Origin of the sequence: Novosphingobium sp., assembly GCF_965228995.1 — a bacterium.
Lineage (GTDB): Bacteria > Pseudomonadota > Alphaproteobacteria > Sphingomonadales > Sphingomonadaceae > Novosphingobium.
In genome coordinates this window covers 3,385,591-3,401,035 of the sequence record NZ_OZ245852.1, presented here as the reverse complement: position 1 = coordinate 3,401,035, position 15,445 = coordinate 3,385,591, and the positions used below count along the sequence as shown (strand labels likewise).

General features: G+C 64.8%; 13 protein-coding genes. 6 read left to right on the top strand and 7 right to left on the bottom strand.

The annotated features are described in order from the left end of the window. Positions 1 to 25: 25 nt before the first annotated feature. The 5 genes from ACO056_RS15475 (at position 26) to ACO056_RS15455 (ending at position 6,063) form a co-directional block, all read left to right on the top strand. On the top strand, positions 26 to 1,189 hold the full coding sequence (locus ACO056_RS15475) for an isovaleryl-CoA dehydrogenase (protein ID WP_421848314.1): 1,164 nt from the start codon (positions 26 to 28) through the stop codon (positions 1,187 to 1,189). 193 nt (positions 1,190 to 1,382) lie between these two features. After that, on the top strand, positions 1,383 to 2,984 hold the full coding sequence (locus ACO056_RS15470) for a carboxyl transferase domain-containing protein (protein ID WP_421848312.1): 1,602 nt from the start codon (positions 1,383 to 1,385) through the stop codon (positions 2,982 to 2,984). A 5-nt stretch (positions 2,985 to 2,989) separates the two neighbouring features. After that, positions 2,990 to 3,454 carry a hypothetical protein gene (locus ACO056_RS15465; RefSeq protein WP_421848310.1) on the top strand — a complete coding sequence of 155 codons (465 nt, stop codon included), beginning with the start codon at positions 2,990 to 2,992 and terminating at the stop codon, positions 3,452 to 3,454. Next, the gene (locus ACO056_RS15460; protein ID WP_421848308.1) at positions 3,451 to 5,385 is read left to right on the top strand and encodes an acetyl/propionyl/methylcrotonyl-CoA carboxylase subunit alpha; all 1,935 of its coding nucleotides are present in this window, start codon (positions 3,451 to 3,453) and stop codon (positions 5,383 to 5,385) included. Before ACO056_RS15465 ends, ACO056_RS15460 begins: the two co-directional genes overlap by 4 nt. Positions 5,386 to 5,610: 225 nt before the next feature. Then, positions 5,611 to 6,063 (top strand): MaoC family dehydratase, encoded by a 453-nt coding sequence (locus ACO056_RS15455; RefSeq protein ID WP_421848306.1) that lies wholly within the window; start codon positions 5,611 to 5,613, stop codon positions 6,061 to 6,063. Between the two features lie 109 nt (positions 6,064 to 6,172). Here the strand turns inward: ACO056_RS15455 and ACO056_RS15450 are convergent, their stop codons facing one another. Further along, positions 6,173 to 6,865 (bottom strand): murein L,D-transpeptidase catalytic domain family protein, encoded by a 693-nt coding sequence (locus ACO056_RS15450; protein ID WP_421848304.1) that lies wholly within the window; start codon positions 6,863 to 6,865, stop codon positions 6,173 to 6,175. Between the two features lie 411 nt (positions 6,866 to 7,276). On the opposite strand from ACO056_RS15450, the gene ACO056_RS15445 reads away from it, so the two are divergent. Further along, positions 7,277 to 9,868 (top strand): TonB-dependent receptor, encoded by a 2,592-nt coding sequence (locus tag ACO056_RS15445; protein ID WP_421848302.1) that lies wholly within the window; start codon positions 7,277 to 7,279, stop codon positions 9,866 to 9,868. A gap of 82 nt (positions 9,869 to 9,950) precedes the next feature. On the opposite strand, the gene ACO056_RS15440 is transcribed toward ACO056_RS15445, so the two are convergent. From ACO056_RS15440 to ACO056_RS15415, 6 genes are all read right to left on the bottom strand, one after another. After that, a complete protein-coding gene (locus ACO056_RS15440) occupies positions 9,951 to 10,376 on the bottom strand; it encodes a DoxX family protein (protein WP_421848300.1) in 426 nt (141 codons plus the stop codon). 137 nt (positions 10,377 to 10,513) lie between these two features. After that, on the bottom strand, positions 10,514 to 11,704 hold the full coding sequence (locus ACO056_RS15435) for a glycosyltransferase (RefSeq protein WP_421848298.1): 1,191 nt from the start codon (positions 11,702 to 11,704) through the stop codon (positions 10,514 to 10,516). 23 nt (positions 11,705 to 11,727) lie between these two features. After that, positions 11,728 to 12,258 carry a DUF2141 domain-containing protein gene (locus tag ACO056_RS15430; protein WP_421848296.1) on the bottom strand — a complete coding sequence of 177 codons (531 nt, stop codon included), beginning with the start codon at positions 12,256 to 12,258 and terminating at the stop codon, positions 11,728 to 11,730. After that, positions 12,255 to 13,265 carry a hypothetical protein gene (locus ACO056_RS15425; RefSeq protein ID WP_421848294.1) on the bottom strand — a complete coding sequence of 337 codons (1,011 nt, stop codon included), beginning with the start codon at positions 13,263 to 13,265 and terminating at the stop codon, positions 12,255 to 12,257. The genes ACO056_RS15430 and ACO056_RS15425 overlap by 4 nt, the downstream gene beginning before the upstream one ends. Next, positions 13,258 to 14,430 carry a glycosyltransferase gene (locus ACO056_RS15420; RefSeq protein WP_421848292.1) on the bottom strand — a complete coding sequence of 391 codons (1,173 nt, stop codon included), beginning with the start codon at positions 14,428 to 14,430 and terminating at the stop codon, positions 13,258 to 13,260. The genes ACO056_RS15425 and ACO056_RS15420 overlap by 8 nt, the downstream gene beginning before the upstream one ends. Then, on the bottom strand, positions 14,427 to 15,200 hold the full coding sequence (locus tag ACO056_RS15415) for a DUF2334 domain-containing protein (RefSeq protein ID WP_421848290.1): 774 nt from the start codon (positions 15,198 to 15,200) through the stop codon (positions 14,427 to 14,429). The genes ACO056_RS15420 and ACO056_RS15415 overlap by 4 nt, the downstream gene beginning before the upstream one ends. Positions 15,201 to 15,445: the final 245 nt, after the last annotated feature.

Below are 15,445 nucleotides of genomic sequence, written 5' to 3'. Positions count from 1 at the left end.
AGGGATAGAGGAGACCGAGAGAACCATGCGCGCCACGCCCGAGCTTGATTTCGCCCTGCCCGAAAGCGCCCTGATGATCCGCGAGGCGGCGGGCCGTTTCGCCGACGACAAGATTGCCCCGCTCGCCGCGAAGGTCGATGCGCAGGATTGGTTTCCGCGCGAACTGTGGCCCGCGATGGGTGAGCTTGGCCTGCACGGCATCACGGTGGAAGAGGAATGGGGCGGCCTTGGCCTCGGCTATCTCGACCATGTCATCGCGGTGGAGGAAGTCAGCCGCGCTTCGGCGTCGGTCGGCCTCAGCTATGGTGCGCACTCCAACCTCTGCGTCAACCAGATCCGCCGCTGGGGGAATGACGAGCAGAAGGCCAGGTATCTGCCCAAGCTGATTTCCGGCGAGCATCTGGGCAGCCTCGCGATGTCCGAAGCGGGTGCGGGCTCGGACGTTGTCTCGATGAAGCTGCGCGCCGATGGGGTGCAGGGCGGGTTCGTGCTCAACGGAACCAAGTTCTGGATCACCAACGCGGCTTATGCCGATACGCTGGTGGTCTATGCCAAGACCGCGCCGGAATCGGGCAGCCGCGGCATCACCGCGTTCCTGATCGAGAAGGACATGCCCGGCTTCTCCATCGGCCAGAAGATCGACAAGATGGGCATGCGCGGCTCGCCCACGGCCGAACTGGTGTTCAACGATTGCTTCGTGCCGGAGGAGAATGTTATGGGCCCGCTCCACGGCGGTGTCGGCGTGCTGATGAGCGGCCTCGATTACGAACGCGTGGTGCTGGCGGGCATCTCGCTCGGGATCATGCAGGCCTGCCTCGACACGGTCATCCCCTATGTTCGGGAGCGCAAGCAGTTCGGCAAGCCGATCGGCGCGTTCCAGCTGATGCAGGGCAAAGTGGCGGACATGTACGTCGCGCTACAATCGGCGCGGGCCTATACCTACGCTGTCGCACGGGCTGCAGACGCCGGGCACACCACGCGCTTCGATGCGGCGGGCGTGATCCTGATGTCGAGCGAAAACGCGTTCCGCACGGCGGGCGAGGCAGTGCAGGCGCTGGGCGGCGCGGGCTATACCAAGGACTGGCCGGTGGAGCGCTATCTGCGCGATGCCAAGCTGCTCGATATCGGCGCGGGGACGAACGAGATCCGGCGCATGCTGATCGGGCGCGAACTGATCGGGGCGGCGTGATGGGTGCGAACCATACCCCTCCGTCAGCCGCTTCGCGTCTGCCACCTCCCCATTTGCGCCCCCAAGAAAATGGGGCGAAAATGGGGAGGATCAGGTCCTCCCTGTTTTGCCCTGAGCTTGTCGAAGGGCCAAACGGGGAGGTGGCAGCCCGCAGGGCTGACGGAGGGGTATCTGGCGCAAGGGACCAAGCCGCATGACCGCCCCCGTCCTCCCCACCAATCTCGACCTTTCGAGCCCCGAAGCGCAGGCGCGCGCCGCGCACAACCGCGCGCTGGCGGAGGAGCTGCGTGCCCGGGTGGCCAAGGCCGCGCTGGGGGGCGATGAGAAGTCCCGCGCGCGGCATGTTGCGCGCGGCAAACTGCTGCCGCGTGATCGGGTGGAGCGGCTGCTCGATCCGGGCTCGCCGTTCCTCGAACTCGGCCAGCTGGCGGCAAACGGCATGTACGGCGACGAAGTGCCCGGCGCAGGCATCATCACCGGGATCGGCCGCGTTTCGGGTCGGCAGTGCATGATCTTCGCCAACGACGCGACGGTGAAGGGCGGCACCTACTTCCCGATGACGGTGAAGAAGCACATCCGCGCGCAGGAAGTGGCCGCCGCGAACCGCCTGCCCTGCATCTACCTCGTCGACAGCGGCGGCGCGAACCTGCCCAACCAGGCCGAAGTCTTCCCGGATCGCGACCACTTCGGGCGGTTCTTCTACAATCAGGCGCAGATGAGCGCGCAGGGCATTCCGCAGGTCGCCAGCGTGATGGGCAGCTGCACCGCAGGCGGCGCCTATGTGCCCGCGATGAGCGACGAAAGCGTGATCGTGCGCGAGCAGGGGACGATCTTCCTTGCGGGTCCGCCGCTGGTGAAGGCGGCGACGGGCGAGGAAATCAGCGCCGAAGCGCTCGGCGGCGGGGACCTCCATGCACGCAAGTCCGGCGTGGTCGATCATCTGGCGGATAATGACGAGCACGCGCTGACGATTGTGCGCGATATCGTCAGCCACCTCGGGACAAAAATGGGGACTGTCCCTATTTTTCCGGCACCGCGCCCGCCCAAATACGATGCGGAAGAGCTTTACAGCATCGTCCCCGAAGACGTCCGCGCGCCTTACGACGTTCACGAAGTGATCGCGCGGATCGTCGATGGCAGCGAGTTCCACGAGTTCAAGGCGCTCTACGGCGCCACGCTGGTTTGCGGCTTCGCGCATATCTGGGGCATGCCGGTGGCGATTCTGGCCAACAATGGCGTCCTGTTCAGCGAAAGCGCGCAGAAAGGCGCGCATTTCATCGAGCTCGCCTGCCAACGCCGCATTCCGCTGCTGTTCCTGCAGAACATCTCGGGCTTCATGGTCGGCGGCAAGTATGAGGCCGAAGGCATTGCCAAACATGGCGCCAAGCTGGTGACGGCAGTCGCCACCGCGCAGGTGCCCAAGCTGACGGTGCTGATCGGCGGCAGCTTCGGCGCTGGCAACTATGGCATGTGCGGGCGGGCCTACGATCCGCGCTTCCTGTTCACCTGGCCCAACGCGCGCATCAGCGTGATGGGCGGCGAACAGGCGGCCTCGGTGCTGGCAACGGTCCACCGCGACGCGGACAAGTGGACGCCGGAGGAAGCCGAAGCGTTCAAGGCCCCGATCCGCCAGAAATACGAGGACGAGGGCAACCCCTATTACGCCACCGCCCGGCTGTGGGATGATGGCGTGATCGATCCCGTCCAGACGCGCGACGTCCTCGGCCTTGCGCTGGGCGTCTGTCTCGAAGCCCCGATCCCGGAGGCGCCCCGGTTCGGGGTGTTCAGGATGTGATGCCCATGCTCAGCCTGCTTCCCGCCCTTGCCCTTGCGTCCGGCCCGCTCCCGCCGCTCGAGCGCCTCCCGGCTCCCGATTTCGGCGACAAGGAAGTGGCCGCCGCTGTCGATGCGGTATTTGCCGCACTGGAGAACGGCGATGGTCCCGCGCTGCTTCAGGTGGTCTATCCGCAGGGCCGCGTCACCGCGCGCGGCACTTTGCGCAGCGGGTTTACCGGGCTGCGCAGCCAGAGCTTTGCTGAATATGCCGCCGCGATGAAACTGGGCTCGGGCTTTCATGAGCAGATCAACGACATGGTGATCGAGCGCGACGGCGATATCGCGATGCTGTGGGCGCCGTTCACCGTCTCGATCGATGGCAAAGTGGTCAGCTGCGGCACCGATCACTTCGATTTCGTCCGCGAAAACGGCCAGTGGAAGGTGATGAACCTGACCTTCTCCTCGCGTACGGAAGGGTGCGGCGCATGATCCGGTCCCTCCTCATCGCCAATCGCGGCGAGATTGCCTGCCGCATTATCCGCACGGCGCGCGCGATGGGCATTCGCACCGTTGCGGTCTATTCGGATGCCGACGCCAAGGCGCTGCATGTGCGGCAGGCGGATGAGGCGGTGCATATCGGCCCGAGCCCGGCGCGCGAGAGCTATCTGGTGGGCGAGAAGATCATCGCCGCCGCCAAGGCGACCGGCGCGGAGGCGATCCATCCGGGTTACGGCTTCCTCTCGGAGAACGCGGAATTTGCGCAGGCGGTGATCGATGCGGGGCTGATCTGGGTGGGGCCCAAGCCTGCCAGCATCACCGCGATGGGCCTCAAGGATGCGGCCAAGCAACTGATGGCCGCGGCGGGCGTGCCCGTAACGCCGGGCTATATGGGCGAAAATCAGGAGCCCGCCTTCCTCGCCGAGCGCGCTGCCGAAATCGGCTACCCGGTGCTGATCAAGGCCGTCGCGGGCGGCGGCGGCAAGGGGATGCGCAAGGTGGAGGCAGCGGCGGACTTTGCCGACGCGCTCGCCTCGTGCCAACGCGAGGCCTTGGCCTCTTTCGGCAACGCGCATGTGCTGATCGAGAAGTATATCCAGCGCCCGCGCCATATCGAGGTGCAGGTTTTCGGCGATACCCACGGCAACGTGGTGCACTTGTTCGAGCGCGACTGCTCGCTCCAGCGCCGCCACCAGAAAGTGATCGAGGAAGCCCCCGCGCCGGGTATGGACGAAGCAACCCGCGAGGCGCTTTGCGCGGCGGCGGTCTCGGCGGCGAAAGCGGTCGATTATGTCGGCGCGGGGACGATCGAATTCATTGCCGATGCTTCTGAGGGCCTGCGGGCGGACCGCATCTGGTTCATGGAAATGAACACGCGGCTGCAGGTGGAACATCCGGTGACGGAGATGATCACCGGGGTTGATCTGGTCGAATGGCAACTGCGCGTGGCGAGCGGGGAGCCGCTGCCGAGGAGGCAGGATCAACTGCGGATCAACGGACATGCTATCGAGGCGCGGCTCTATGCGGAGGACCCGACCAAGGGCTCGCTGCCCAGCATCGGCAAGCTGGAGTACTTCCGCCTGCCCGAGAAGCTCGAGCCCTATGAGTACCGGGGAACCGACAACTGCTGGCACTGGAAGGAGCATGATGCCCGTTTGCGCATCGATACCGGCTATGAAGAAGGCGATGAAATCTCGCCATTCTATGATCCTATGGCCGCCAAGCTGATTGCCCATGCGCCGGATCGATTGAATGCAACGCTAGGACTCATGAATGCGGCGAGCGACGTTCGCTGCTGGCCTGTCAAAACCAATGCGTCGATGCTGCATGGCCTGCTTGTAGAACCGGATTTCTACAAGGCGCGGCTATCCACCGCCTTTATCGAAGAGCACCCGAATGCGGTGTACGAAGATGAAGGGCCGGGCCAGTACGCACTGACCCGAGCGGCTGAAATGCTTGTTTCGTCCGCTGTGCCATCGCGGCTGCAAGGTTTCCGTCTTAACGCCCGGCGCGAAAGCCGTGTTTACCTCGATGCCGATGGAAAGCCTGTCGAAGGCGATGTGGCTTACGAGCTTCCCGAGATGCACGACATCTACTTTCCATCAGAGCGAGTGGGCGATGTCGTCTACGCGTCTGGGGCAGGCCGTACCCGTCGCATTACCGTCCGCGAAACCCGTGGCGCAAACACCCATCACGCCGGAGACGGCGCCATCCTCGCCCCCATGCCCGGCAAGGTCATCGCGGTCGAAGTTGCGGCAGGCGACACCGTTACCAAAGGCCAGAAGCTGCTCGTCCTTGAAGCCATGAAGATGGAGCATGCGCTCACCGCGCCGTTCGATGGGACGGTGGCGGAGCTGACCGTGGCGGTAGGCTCGCAAGTCTCGGTGGAAGCCTTGCTGGTGCGGGTGGAGAAGGCGGAATAACGCAATTCCGTTCGTGTCGAGCGAAGTCGAGACACATGGCGCGGTGTCTCGACTTCGCTCGACACGAACGGAGTATTGATCAGTACGTTCACCCCAACTCCGTCCATGCTGAGCTTGTCGAAGCACTGTCCTTGTTCTTCGGGCTGGGCGCTAGGCGGCAAGAACAAGTACGGCCCTTCGACAAGCTCAGGGTGGACGGGTTTGGGGGCATGGCAGGAGGATCAAATGGCAGGCCGCTACTTCGATGAATGGCAGGTGGGCGACACCATCGCGCACGAAATCCGCCGCACGGTGACCGAGACGGACAACCTGCTTTTCTCGGTCATGACGCACAACCCGCAGCCTCTGCATATCGATGCCGAAGCCGCGCGCGCCAGCGAGTTCGGCCAGATCCTCGTCAACGGGACCTTCACGTTCGCGCTGATGGTGGGGCTGTCGGTCGGCGATACCACTGTCGGCACGCTCATCGCCAATCTGGGCTACGACAAGCTGGTGATGCCCAAACCGGTGTTCCTCGGTGATACCCTGCGCGCGACCAGCGAGGTGGTGGAACTGCGCGCCAGCAAATCCCGCCCCGATTCGGGAATCGTGACCTTCGCGCACGAGGCTCTGAACCAGCGTGACGAAGTTGTCTGCCGGTGCTTGCGGATGGCGCTGTTGCAAAAAAAGGCCCGCTGAGTCCTACCCCCACCTCCGCTCACCCTGAGCTTGTCGAAGGGTGCTCACGCAACCGCTGGGTACAGTGCTTCGACAAGCTCAGCACGAGCGGGGGAGGGGGTATGGTTCCCTAGCTCGTCGCGAAGAGCAGGCGGCCCGGGCCCAGCTGTTCGAGCACTTGCGTGATCACGCGCGGGTTCACTGCGAAGCAGCCCTGGCTGCGGCCGATGCGGCCTTGCACCGCGACCAGCGACTGATCGACGTAGCTTGCCGCGTGGATCACGATGCCGCGTTCCATCGCGCGGTCGTTCTCGGGATCGAGCCCGGTCAGCCGGCGCGAGCGGCCGTGCTTGCCGAAGTAGATTTCGCCGGTGACAAAGCTGCCGCGCGAGGAGGCGTCCGAGCCGAGCTGGTTCGAGAAGTGTTCGGCAATGCCGCGATTGGCCGGGTCGGATCCCTTGCCATGCGCGACCAGCAGCGGGGCCGAGACCGTGCCGCCCGCGAGATCGACGATGTGGAAGCGCGCCTCACGCGAGGGCTGGGAGAAATCGACGATGCCGATGCGGTCGCGCACCGCGATCACCGCGCTGTGCTGATCGAGCGCGGCGAGCGCGCGCGGCACAAGCGGAAGAATGCCCGAGCGGGCAATCGCGACGGGCTCACCCTGAATGACCGGAGTATCGGCATCCGGCACGGGGACAGTGCCCCAGAAAGTGCCGCCGGGAAGATCGACGTCCTGCGCATGCACCGCACCACGCGGTAGCGCGAGCGAAGCGGCGGTTCCGGCGATGGCGCCGATGAACTGGCGCCGCTTGATCATCATTGTCCCGGCAAATCCTGAATGCGGTTGCGATCCCCGATCCGACTAAGGCAGGCAATGGTTGCTGATCCAACCCCCAAGCCATTCGCCTTGCGACGAAGCGTGGCTGCAGCGCCACTGGCCGTTGCGGATGGTGTTTTTGCGCTTGATTCGCTGACTCGCGCAGGCACTTAACGTTATATAGCTATTAACACTTATCTATAGTTTCAAGATGAACCCAAGCTGACAAGGGGGCCATCTACGTAATATTTCATAGTATCAATATTCGCGTGGATTTCGTGCAACAGTCGCACCTGACTGGCGGATTCCCTCCAATTTTTGGTTACATCTTGCGTAAAAATGTCAAAAAACTGTCATGCAATCTGCCTAGAGGCGGCCTCAGACAAGACCTGATCCACTTACCTGAGGTTAATCATGACACTCGCTCATTCCCTTCGCACCGGCCTGCTGGCTGGCGCGGGCGTTCTTGCACTTGCTGCGAGCCCCGCCTTCGCTGCCGCTGATGCGCCTGCCACCGAAGCCGCGCCCGCACCCGCCGCCGGCCTGCCGGACAGTGTGCCGATCGAGGAAATCGTCGTCACCGCGACGAAGCGTGAAACCAACCTGCAGAAGACCCCGATCTCGATCTCGGTGATGAGCGCGGAAACCATCCGCGAGCGCCGGGTGCAGAGCCTGCTTGACCTCGCCGACGGCGGCGTGCCCAGCCTTCGCGTCGCGACGTTCGAGGCGCGCCAGTCGGCGCTCACCATCGGCATCCGCGGCATCGTTCCGCTCGACGCGAACCAGCCTGCCCGCGAACAGGGCGTTGGCATCTATATCGACGGCGTCTATCTGGGCCGCCAGCATGGCCTCAACACCGGCCTGTTCGATATCGAGCGCGTCGAAGTGCTCAAGGGTCCGCAGGGCACCCTGTTTGGCCGCAACACCGAAGGCGGTGCGCTCTCGCTCATCTCGAAGGCGCCTACCGGCGAGTTCGGCGGCAGCATTGACGGCAGCATTGGCAATATCGGATCGCGCAGCGCCGCGATCCACTTGAACCTGCCCGAAGTGAAGGGCTTTTCGGTCAAGCTCGATGGCGTCTACCAGCATCAGGATCCCATCACCAAGAACCCGCTGCAGGGCCAGGAAGGCTGGGGTCTGTACGATCGCAAGGGCTTCCGCGCTGCGGTCCGCTGGAGCCCTTTCGCGGGCCTCACCAACGATTTCACCTACGACGTCGCTCGCGACGAGAACACGCCGTTCTACAGCCAGCTGCTCAACTACAACCCCAACAACTGCCTGAGCGGCGGCTCGAACTCCGCGCCGCTGGCGATCCCCGCCGGCAGCACCTGCGTCACTCCGGGCACCGCCTTTGTCGGTACGCAGGGTTCGATCAAGTCACTGCTGCCGGGCGTCGAAGTGAACGGCGACACCCTGATGCGCACTGCCGACATCGGCGTTCCGCAGCGCCGCAGCTTTGACGAGACGCATGGCTTCACCAACGTCCTCAAGTGGAAGGTATCGCCGGAAGTCGAACTCCGCTCGATCACCGCGTGGCGCGGCGTTGACGTGCAGCAGTGGGACAACTCGGGCGGCGCGCACCGCGTGCCGGTCGTGAACTACACCCCGGCGTGCACCGTGAACGGCCCGTCGAGCTGCACCTTCAGCCGCTACAGCCTCGCCGACTTGCGCCAGCGCCAGTTCAGCCAGGAACTGCAGGCCGTCGGCACGATCGGCCCGGTCGATTACGTGGCCGGCCTCTACTACTTCACCGAAGCCGTGAGCGACACGGCCGCCACGCCGAACTCGATGCGCGTGATCTACAACACGCCCACGCAGGCCACGTACGTGCCCAACACGTTCTGCACGGCCGATACCCCCGAGTTCGTCGGCAAGGCTGTCAACGGTTGCTCGATCGACCGCGCCTCGCAGGTGCGTTCGAAGAGCTATGCGGTCTTTGGCCAGGCCACCTGGAATGCGTCCGAGAAGCTCCACATCACGGTCGGCGGCCGGTACACCTGGGACGAAAAGCAGGGCCAGCTGACCTATTCGCGCAACATCGACTACCGGACCAACCCGACGATCGCGGCGCAGAACGGCTACCAGCCGCTCGACAAGAAGTGGCGGCGTTTCAACCCGCTGGTGACCGTCGCTTACGACTTCAACAACGATCTCCACGGCTATGCCAAGTACGCAACCGGCTATCGCGCCGGCGGTGCCAGCTCGCGCACGTCCGACTACCGCGCGTTCAACCCGGAAGACGTCAAGAGCTATGAAATCGGCCTGAAGGCGGACCTGTTCAACCGCCATGCCCGCCTCAACCTGGCAGGCTATATCATGGACCGCACGGGCAGCCAGGTCGACCTTTCGACCATCCAGCCCACGGCGACCGGCAACTTCAACAACCTCGTGACGTTCAATGCCCCTGGCACCACCAAGATCCGCGGTGTGGAAGCAGACCTCACGGTCAAGCCGGTGAGCCGCCTGACCATGAACCTCTCCTACGCCTATACCTACACCGACGTTCCTCTGGTGCCGGTGACCTATACGCAGTTCAGCAGCACGGGCGCCCCGCTGAACAGCACGACGGTGCTGCAGAAGTTCTACATCGTCTACACCCCGCGCAATGCGGCGAGTGCATCGGTTGACTACGACCTGCCGGAGATCCTTGGCGGCGCCCGCCCCAAGCTGCACGTCGACGCCAACTACGCACAGGCGACGCAGACCTTCGACCAGTTCGCAACGAAGGCTGACCCGAGCTTCATCGTCAACGCCCGCCTGTCGCTGCTCGACATCGGGCTTGGCGGCGGTGCCAACAAGCTCAACATCGGCCTGTGGAGCCGCAACCTGCTCAACCACCAGTACGTCTACCGCCGCGATCCGTCGAACAGCCTCCCCGCTGTTCAGACCAGCGGCCCGGCCGGCACGAACGTGGTCGTGATCGGCAACAACGGCAACGTGCTGGGTGATTACGGCAACTTCAACATGCCGCGCACCTTCGGTTTCGACGCCTCGATCAAGTTCTGATCGCAGCGTAAACCGCACGCAGCAAGACGGCGGCAGGAGCGATCCGGCCGCCGTTTTCGTTTGTGGGGGTGATGCGCCGGGCTCAGCGCTTGTCGAGGCCGATCCGGCCCGAGCCGAAGGCCGCTACCTGCAGCAGGCCGCCCGCCATGGCGAGGTTCTTCAGAAAGTGGATGAACTGGTTCTGGTCTGAAAAGTGCGCGTGAAAGGCGAGCGCGGCGACAACGCTGAAGCCCGCGAGAACGAGCGCCACGAACCGCGTGCGAAAGCCCGCGATCAGGGCAAGACCGCCGCCGACCTCGATCAGCGCCGCAGCGATCAGCGCAGCGGGCGCGAAGGGCAGGCCGGCGCTGGCGATATAGCCGATGGTGGCTTCGGGATTGGCGATCTTGCCGATACCGCTGAGCACGAAGATGGTGGCGATCAGCACGCGGCCGATGGCGGCGAGGGCGTGGCCCGTGGCGGGAGCGGGAAGTGAAGCGGCGGGGGCGGTTGCGTTCCGGGTGGTCATGGCGTGATCCTTTGCATGTCATGCCGGGCGAGGAGCGTCCGGTCCTGTTGCAAACGGAATAGGCCTGTCCGAACCTCCGGAAAATCCGGATAAGTTCAATCCAATCGTTCGATCATCTTGAAAAGTGGGCCGTGCGCTTAGGCCGCGCGGCGCGGTCTCGGCTTGCTGCGGTTGTCGCGAACAAGGCGCTCATAGCTGGCGAACAGCTCGGCAAAGTGATCGTCCATCACGCGCGGGCTGGGGATTTCGGCGCGCGGGCCGTCGATCCCGCTTTCGCGCGCGATGCAGTATTCGACGATGGTTTCGGCGGCTGCGGCGGCATTGGCGGATTCGTAGATCCAGCCTGCCGATGCGCGGGCCTGATCCGCTGCGCCGCCTTCATCCGGCGCGATCAGCGGCAGGCCGCTCGCGCGGGCCTCTGCTGCCACCATGCAGAACGTTTCGGCCTCGCAGCCATGAACCAGTGCGTCCGCGCTCGCCATCACGCGCGCGAGTTCGGCGCGGTCGGTGATCGGGGCGAGGATGCGGATATGCGGATTGCCCGCAATGCGCCGCTCGATCGCCTTGTGATCACGGCCTTGCCCGGCGAGCACCAGACCCACCGGCCGCCGCGTACCCGCCGCCGTCACCGCATCGACCAGCATCGGCCAGCGCTTTTCCGGCGCAAAGCGGCCCACGCCGATCAGCAGCGTCGCGTCCTCGGGCAGCTCACACAGCTCGAGCAGCCCCTTGCGCAGGCGTTCGTCGCGGTGCGCGGGGGAGAACACGCCGGGATCGACGCCCATCGGATTGGTGACGACGCCCGTGAGGCCGCCGTTGGTCAGCCGGTCGGACAGACCCTGGCTCGCGCTCACGATCATGTCGAACTGCGTGTCGAGCCTGCGCAAGTGCCGCCAGTAGCGGTCGAACGCCTTGTCGATCACCGGGCGCGGCGCGACGCCGTCAAACCAGCGGTAGGCATAGGCCGAAAGCGGATCGGCATGCATGATCAGCGCGCGCGGGGCAGTGCCGCGCCATTCGCCGACCAGGCTCGCGCTGCGCCAGGGCGAGGACGCCTCGACCATGTCCGGCGCTTCGCGGTCGAGCGCTTCGTACAGCGCAGGCGCGTCGCTGAAATAGCGGTAGTTGAAATCGAGCGGGAACACCGTGCTCTTGAGCCAGACGATGCGCGCGTTCGGCCCGCGCTCCTCGACGCGGTCTTCCTCACCAGGGGCGATGACCACAACCTCGTGGCCCATCGCGGCGCCCGCCTTCAGCTTGCGATCGACATACGTGCGCACGCCGCCACCCTTGGGTGCGTAGAAGGCACAGACATCTACGAGCTTCATGGGACAAGCCTCATGGGAAACCTCTAGGATCGTTTGAGCGGTCCGAACGAGAACAGGCCGGTACGGTAATTCATGACAATACGCAATGTGGTCAGACCGCCACCCGCATTGACCGCTACGGTGCTCGCTTTCGGCTTCGACCAGCCTAGCTTCGGGTTCGCCGAGAAGCCGATGCCATCGTGGCTGAGGCTGAACTTGCGGTCGGCATTGCGGTCGTGCAGCACGGTCACGGCATAAGTGCCGGGGCCAGGCAGGCGGATGCACACGCGCGGCACGGGCTCGGCCGGGACGGGCACTTCCACGCGGCGGAAGGTCCGCCCCGCCATGACCAGCACGTTATCATCGGCGAGGAAATCGGCGTCGTTCGCCGGATAGACCTCAATCTTCACGCGGCCGGCGCGGTCTTTCAGGCCCATGAGATCGACAAGGAACGCGGGCCCGGTTTCACCTGGCCGGCACTGGCCCTCGGCCTTGCCAAGATCAGGAGTCGACGGGATCGGCCCTGCCGCGCAGAGCAGCGTAAGTGCCGCACCAAGAAAAACAAATCGTTTCAAGCATTCTTCTCCTTCTGCACCAGATCAAGCAGCATCAAACCAATGAACAGCACCACATGCGTTGCCACGATCAGGAGCGATATCATGGCAATCATGTCGCTTGTCTGAACCTGACTGCCGACCAGCAAAGTCGAGATTCCGGCAAACGCGATGTCTTTATTGGGAATGAGCGGCAGGCGGGACAGAAGAAGCCGAACGGTTGCAAAGAGGAGCCAAGAACCGATACCCACGCCGGGCAGGATCAGGTGCCAGGCGAGGGCGGAAAGGCCGGTATTGGCGACGATACGGAGGGTATGGACGACGAACACGAAACCAAGATCCGCCTTGGGCAGGCTGAGCAGCCCGTTGCGGAAGAACATGATCACCAGGCTGGTGACGAGCACGACGCCGATCGAAGTCGCCAGCACGTGCCCATCGGTGGTGCCCGCACCATCGAGCCCGAGCTTGCTGATGATCGGCCAGGTGAAGATCAGCAGCAGCACTGTCATGATATTGCCGGCCAGCGCCGAAAGGATCGCGACGTCTTTCACCGCGCCGAACGGCGAGCCTTCCATCTTCACATGGCGGCGCGCCCAATCGTAGAAATAGACTTCGCCGACATAGCCCAGCAGCAATTCGTTGCCGATGAGCTTCTTGAGCAGCGGGAAAATGCCCGAGACCGGAATGCCCCACAGCTTGCGGAAGATCACCCAGTCCGCCACCGGGCCTGCGAAATAGCTCGCCGCCAGCACCAGCCAGATGAGCGGCGAGGTTGGCACGATCGACCAGACCTGACTCCAGTCGATCTTGCGCAGCTGCCACAGCACGGCCGCCAGAATGGCGAGCGAGATGACCGGACCTACCCAGCCGCTCCACTTGCGCAGCGAACTCTCGATCGGCGCGGTGGAAGGCAGCACGGTTGGCAGCACTGTCGCCAGTTCAGGAGACAGCGTCTCGGCCAGCGTATCGGTTGGAACCATCGGGGAGATATCCTTCGAGGAGCCCGCCTCGCCATCGGGGTTAAGCACGGGCGAGGCCCTCCATCAGCGCGAGATAGCGATGCGAAGCTATCTCTACGGTGAACCGGCGTGATTGATCCCGTGCAACGGTTTCGTCAAATTTCAACTTGGCAATGTCCTGCATCGCCTGCGCCAGCGCCGCCGCATCGCCGACCGGCACGAGCAGGCCGAAACGCCCGCCGCCCAGCATGTCGTCCATGCTCACGCTGCACCGTGTCGAGACTACGGGCAGACCTGCTGCCAGCGCTTCTGCAACTACGGCAGGAACGCCTTCATATTCCGAGGAAAGTACCAGTGCATCGGCGCCGGCGAGTTCGGCATCGAGCGGGCTGACATGACCTGGCATGCGCACCTTGTCGCCAAGGCCGAGACGCGCGATCTGCGCCTCCAGCGCGCGGCGCGCCGAGCCCTCGCCAATGATGGCCAAACGGTCATCCGGCCCGGCCATGCGCGAAAAGGCATCGATCAGCAGACCGAAATTTTTCTGCGCGGCAAGCCTCCCGATAGCAAGGAAGCGCCTTCCGGGCCCACGCGGCGCGGCTTTGGCAGTGTCTCGTGCAGCGGTCAGGCGCTGGATATCGGCTTCGGCGAGCGAGGGATCGTCGATCACCGCGATCCGCGCCTCATCCGCGCGCATCAGGGTGCCGATCTCCTCGCGCATCGGCGGTGCCATGCCGACCAGCCGCGTGAGCATCCGCCCCTGAATGCGCAGCCACAGCCGGTAGAACGGCCGCGCCGGGGCCGGGAGATCGCTGCGGGTCAGGTCATTGCTGATCTTGGCGACGACCGGCGGGCAGGCCTTGCCCAGCAGCAGCCGCATCGCCACCGCGACCACGGTATAGGAATTGCCTGCGCAGAACAGCACATCGGGCCGGATCCGCCGGATCGCGCGCGGCAGGTGGATGATCATCCACAGCGTTTCCCAGTGCGCGCTGGGGATCCGCTCGCTGCCGAGCACCTCCGGCTCCAGCCCGGGCCACTCGCGCTTCATCGCGCCTGCCGTGCGGCCCATGACTAGCCGTGAATCCTGCCCTTGCGCCCGCCACGCCGCATGCAGCCTCAGTGCGACGCGCTCTACTCCGCCCGGCTCGAAGCTGTGCAGGAACGTCAGGATGCGCAGCGGCCGCCTTGCCTCCGCCGCCGTGCGCAGCACTTCGGGCGCGAGCGCGTTCATGCGCCCCCACCCAGCGCAGCATAGCGCGAAGGCTCATGCGTGCGCACAAAGCGCGCCAGCGTGCGGTCGATGCTCTCAAGCAGCGCGGGCACTGTCGTATCGCCCGGATGCACCGCGACACGGATCGTGCGGGTGAAGGGGAGGGCGGCCCGGCCCAGTGCGGCGGCAAGCAGCGAGCTGGCGATGCGCGCCTTGCTGCGGCTTGCCCAGGTGATCACCGGGCCGTTTGCCAGCACTTCGCCGCTGGCGGGCCGCCAGACTTTCATGTGGTCTTCAGCAAGCGCAAAACCCAGCTCGCGCATCGCCGCATGTGCGCCTTCGCCGTAGAGCCACGCCGGCGCGATGAAGCCCGCGACCGGGCGGCCGATCACGTCTTCCACCAGCGCGCGCCCATCGCGCATGCGGGCCAAGGCCTCGGCCTGCGGGAGGTTGAGGAATTCGCCCTCGCCCGCGGTCATGTGCTTGCCCTTGATCGCGGCCAGCCCTTCGGTCGCCGGCGTTTCGTCCTTGTGGCTCCAGCCGTGGAGGAACATCTCGATCCCCTGATCGGCCCAATCGCGCAGGCGGCGGCCAAATGCGGCATTGCCCGCCAGCGGCGCCGCGCGCCAGTGATCGGGGATGACCAGCATGGCAAACCGCGCCTCGCCCACGTGGCGCGCCAGCCGCTCGGCCAGCATGTCCACTTCGCGCTCGAACCGCGGCGATACATCGTGGATCGAAACGAGCAGCCGCCGTCCTGTTGCGGATGAAGGGTGGGCGGGCGTGCTCATGCGCGCGCCGGTACCATCACATGCTGCACCGCCGCAAGACGCACGTGCTGCGCGTGGTAAGGCGCAAGCTCGGGGCGGCAGAGTGACATGGCGGCAATGGTCTCCGGCGCGGACCCCATGCGGCGCTGCCTTCCGGGGCGCAGATGGCAATCGGCAGCATCATCTGCAAGCAGGGGTGCGGCCAAACTATGGCGGAACTGCACTCGCGGGCATTTGTGCGCCAAGCTGTCGCACGATCGCGACAA

Coding starts and splice junctions, on each gene's coding strand:
- ACO056_RS15475 (WP_421848314.1), top strand. CDS start 26: ATGCGCGCCACGCCCGAGCTTGATTTCGCCCTGCCCGAAAGCGCCCTG.
- ACO056_RS15470 (WP_421848312.1), top strand. CDS start 1,383: ATGACCGCCCCCGTCCTCCCCACCAATCTCGACCTTTCGAGCCCCGAA.
- ACO056_RS15465 (WP_421848310.1), top strand. CDS start 2,990: ATGCTCAGCCTGCTTCCCGCCCTTGCCCTTGCGTCCGGCCCGCTCCCG.
- ACO056_RS15460 (WP_421848308.1), top strand. CDS start 3,451: ATGATCCGGTCCCTCCTCATCGCCAATCGCGGCGAGATTGCCTGCCGC.
- ACO056_RS15455 (WP_421848306.1), top strand. CDS start 5,611: ATGGCAGGCCGCTACTTCGATGAATGGCAGGTGGGCGACACCATCGCG.
- ACO056_RS15450 (WP_421848304.1), bottom strand. CDS start 6,865: ATGATGATCAAGCGGCGCCAGTTCATCGGCGCCATCGCCGGAACCGCC.
- ACO056_RS15445 (WP_421848302.1), top strand. CDS start 7,277: ATGACACTCGCTCATTCCCTTCGCACCGGCCTGCTGGCTGGCGCGGGC.
- ACO056_RS15440 (WP_421848300.1), bottom strand. CDS start 10,376: ATGACCACCCGGAACGCAACCGCCCCCGCCGCTTCACTTCCCGCTCCC.
- ACO056_RS15435 (WP_421848298.1), bottom strand. CDS start 11,704: ATGAAGCTCGTAGATGTCTGTGCCTTCTACGCACCCAAGGGTGGCGGC.
- ACO056_RS15420 (WP_421848292.1), bottom strand. CDS start 14,430: ATGAACGCGCTCGCGCCCGAAGTGCTGCGCACGGCGGCGGAGGCAAGG.
- ACO056_RS15415 (WP_421848290.1), bottom strand. CDS start 15,200: ATGAGCACGCCCGCCCACCCTTCATCCGCAACAGGACGGCGGCTGCTC.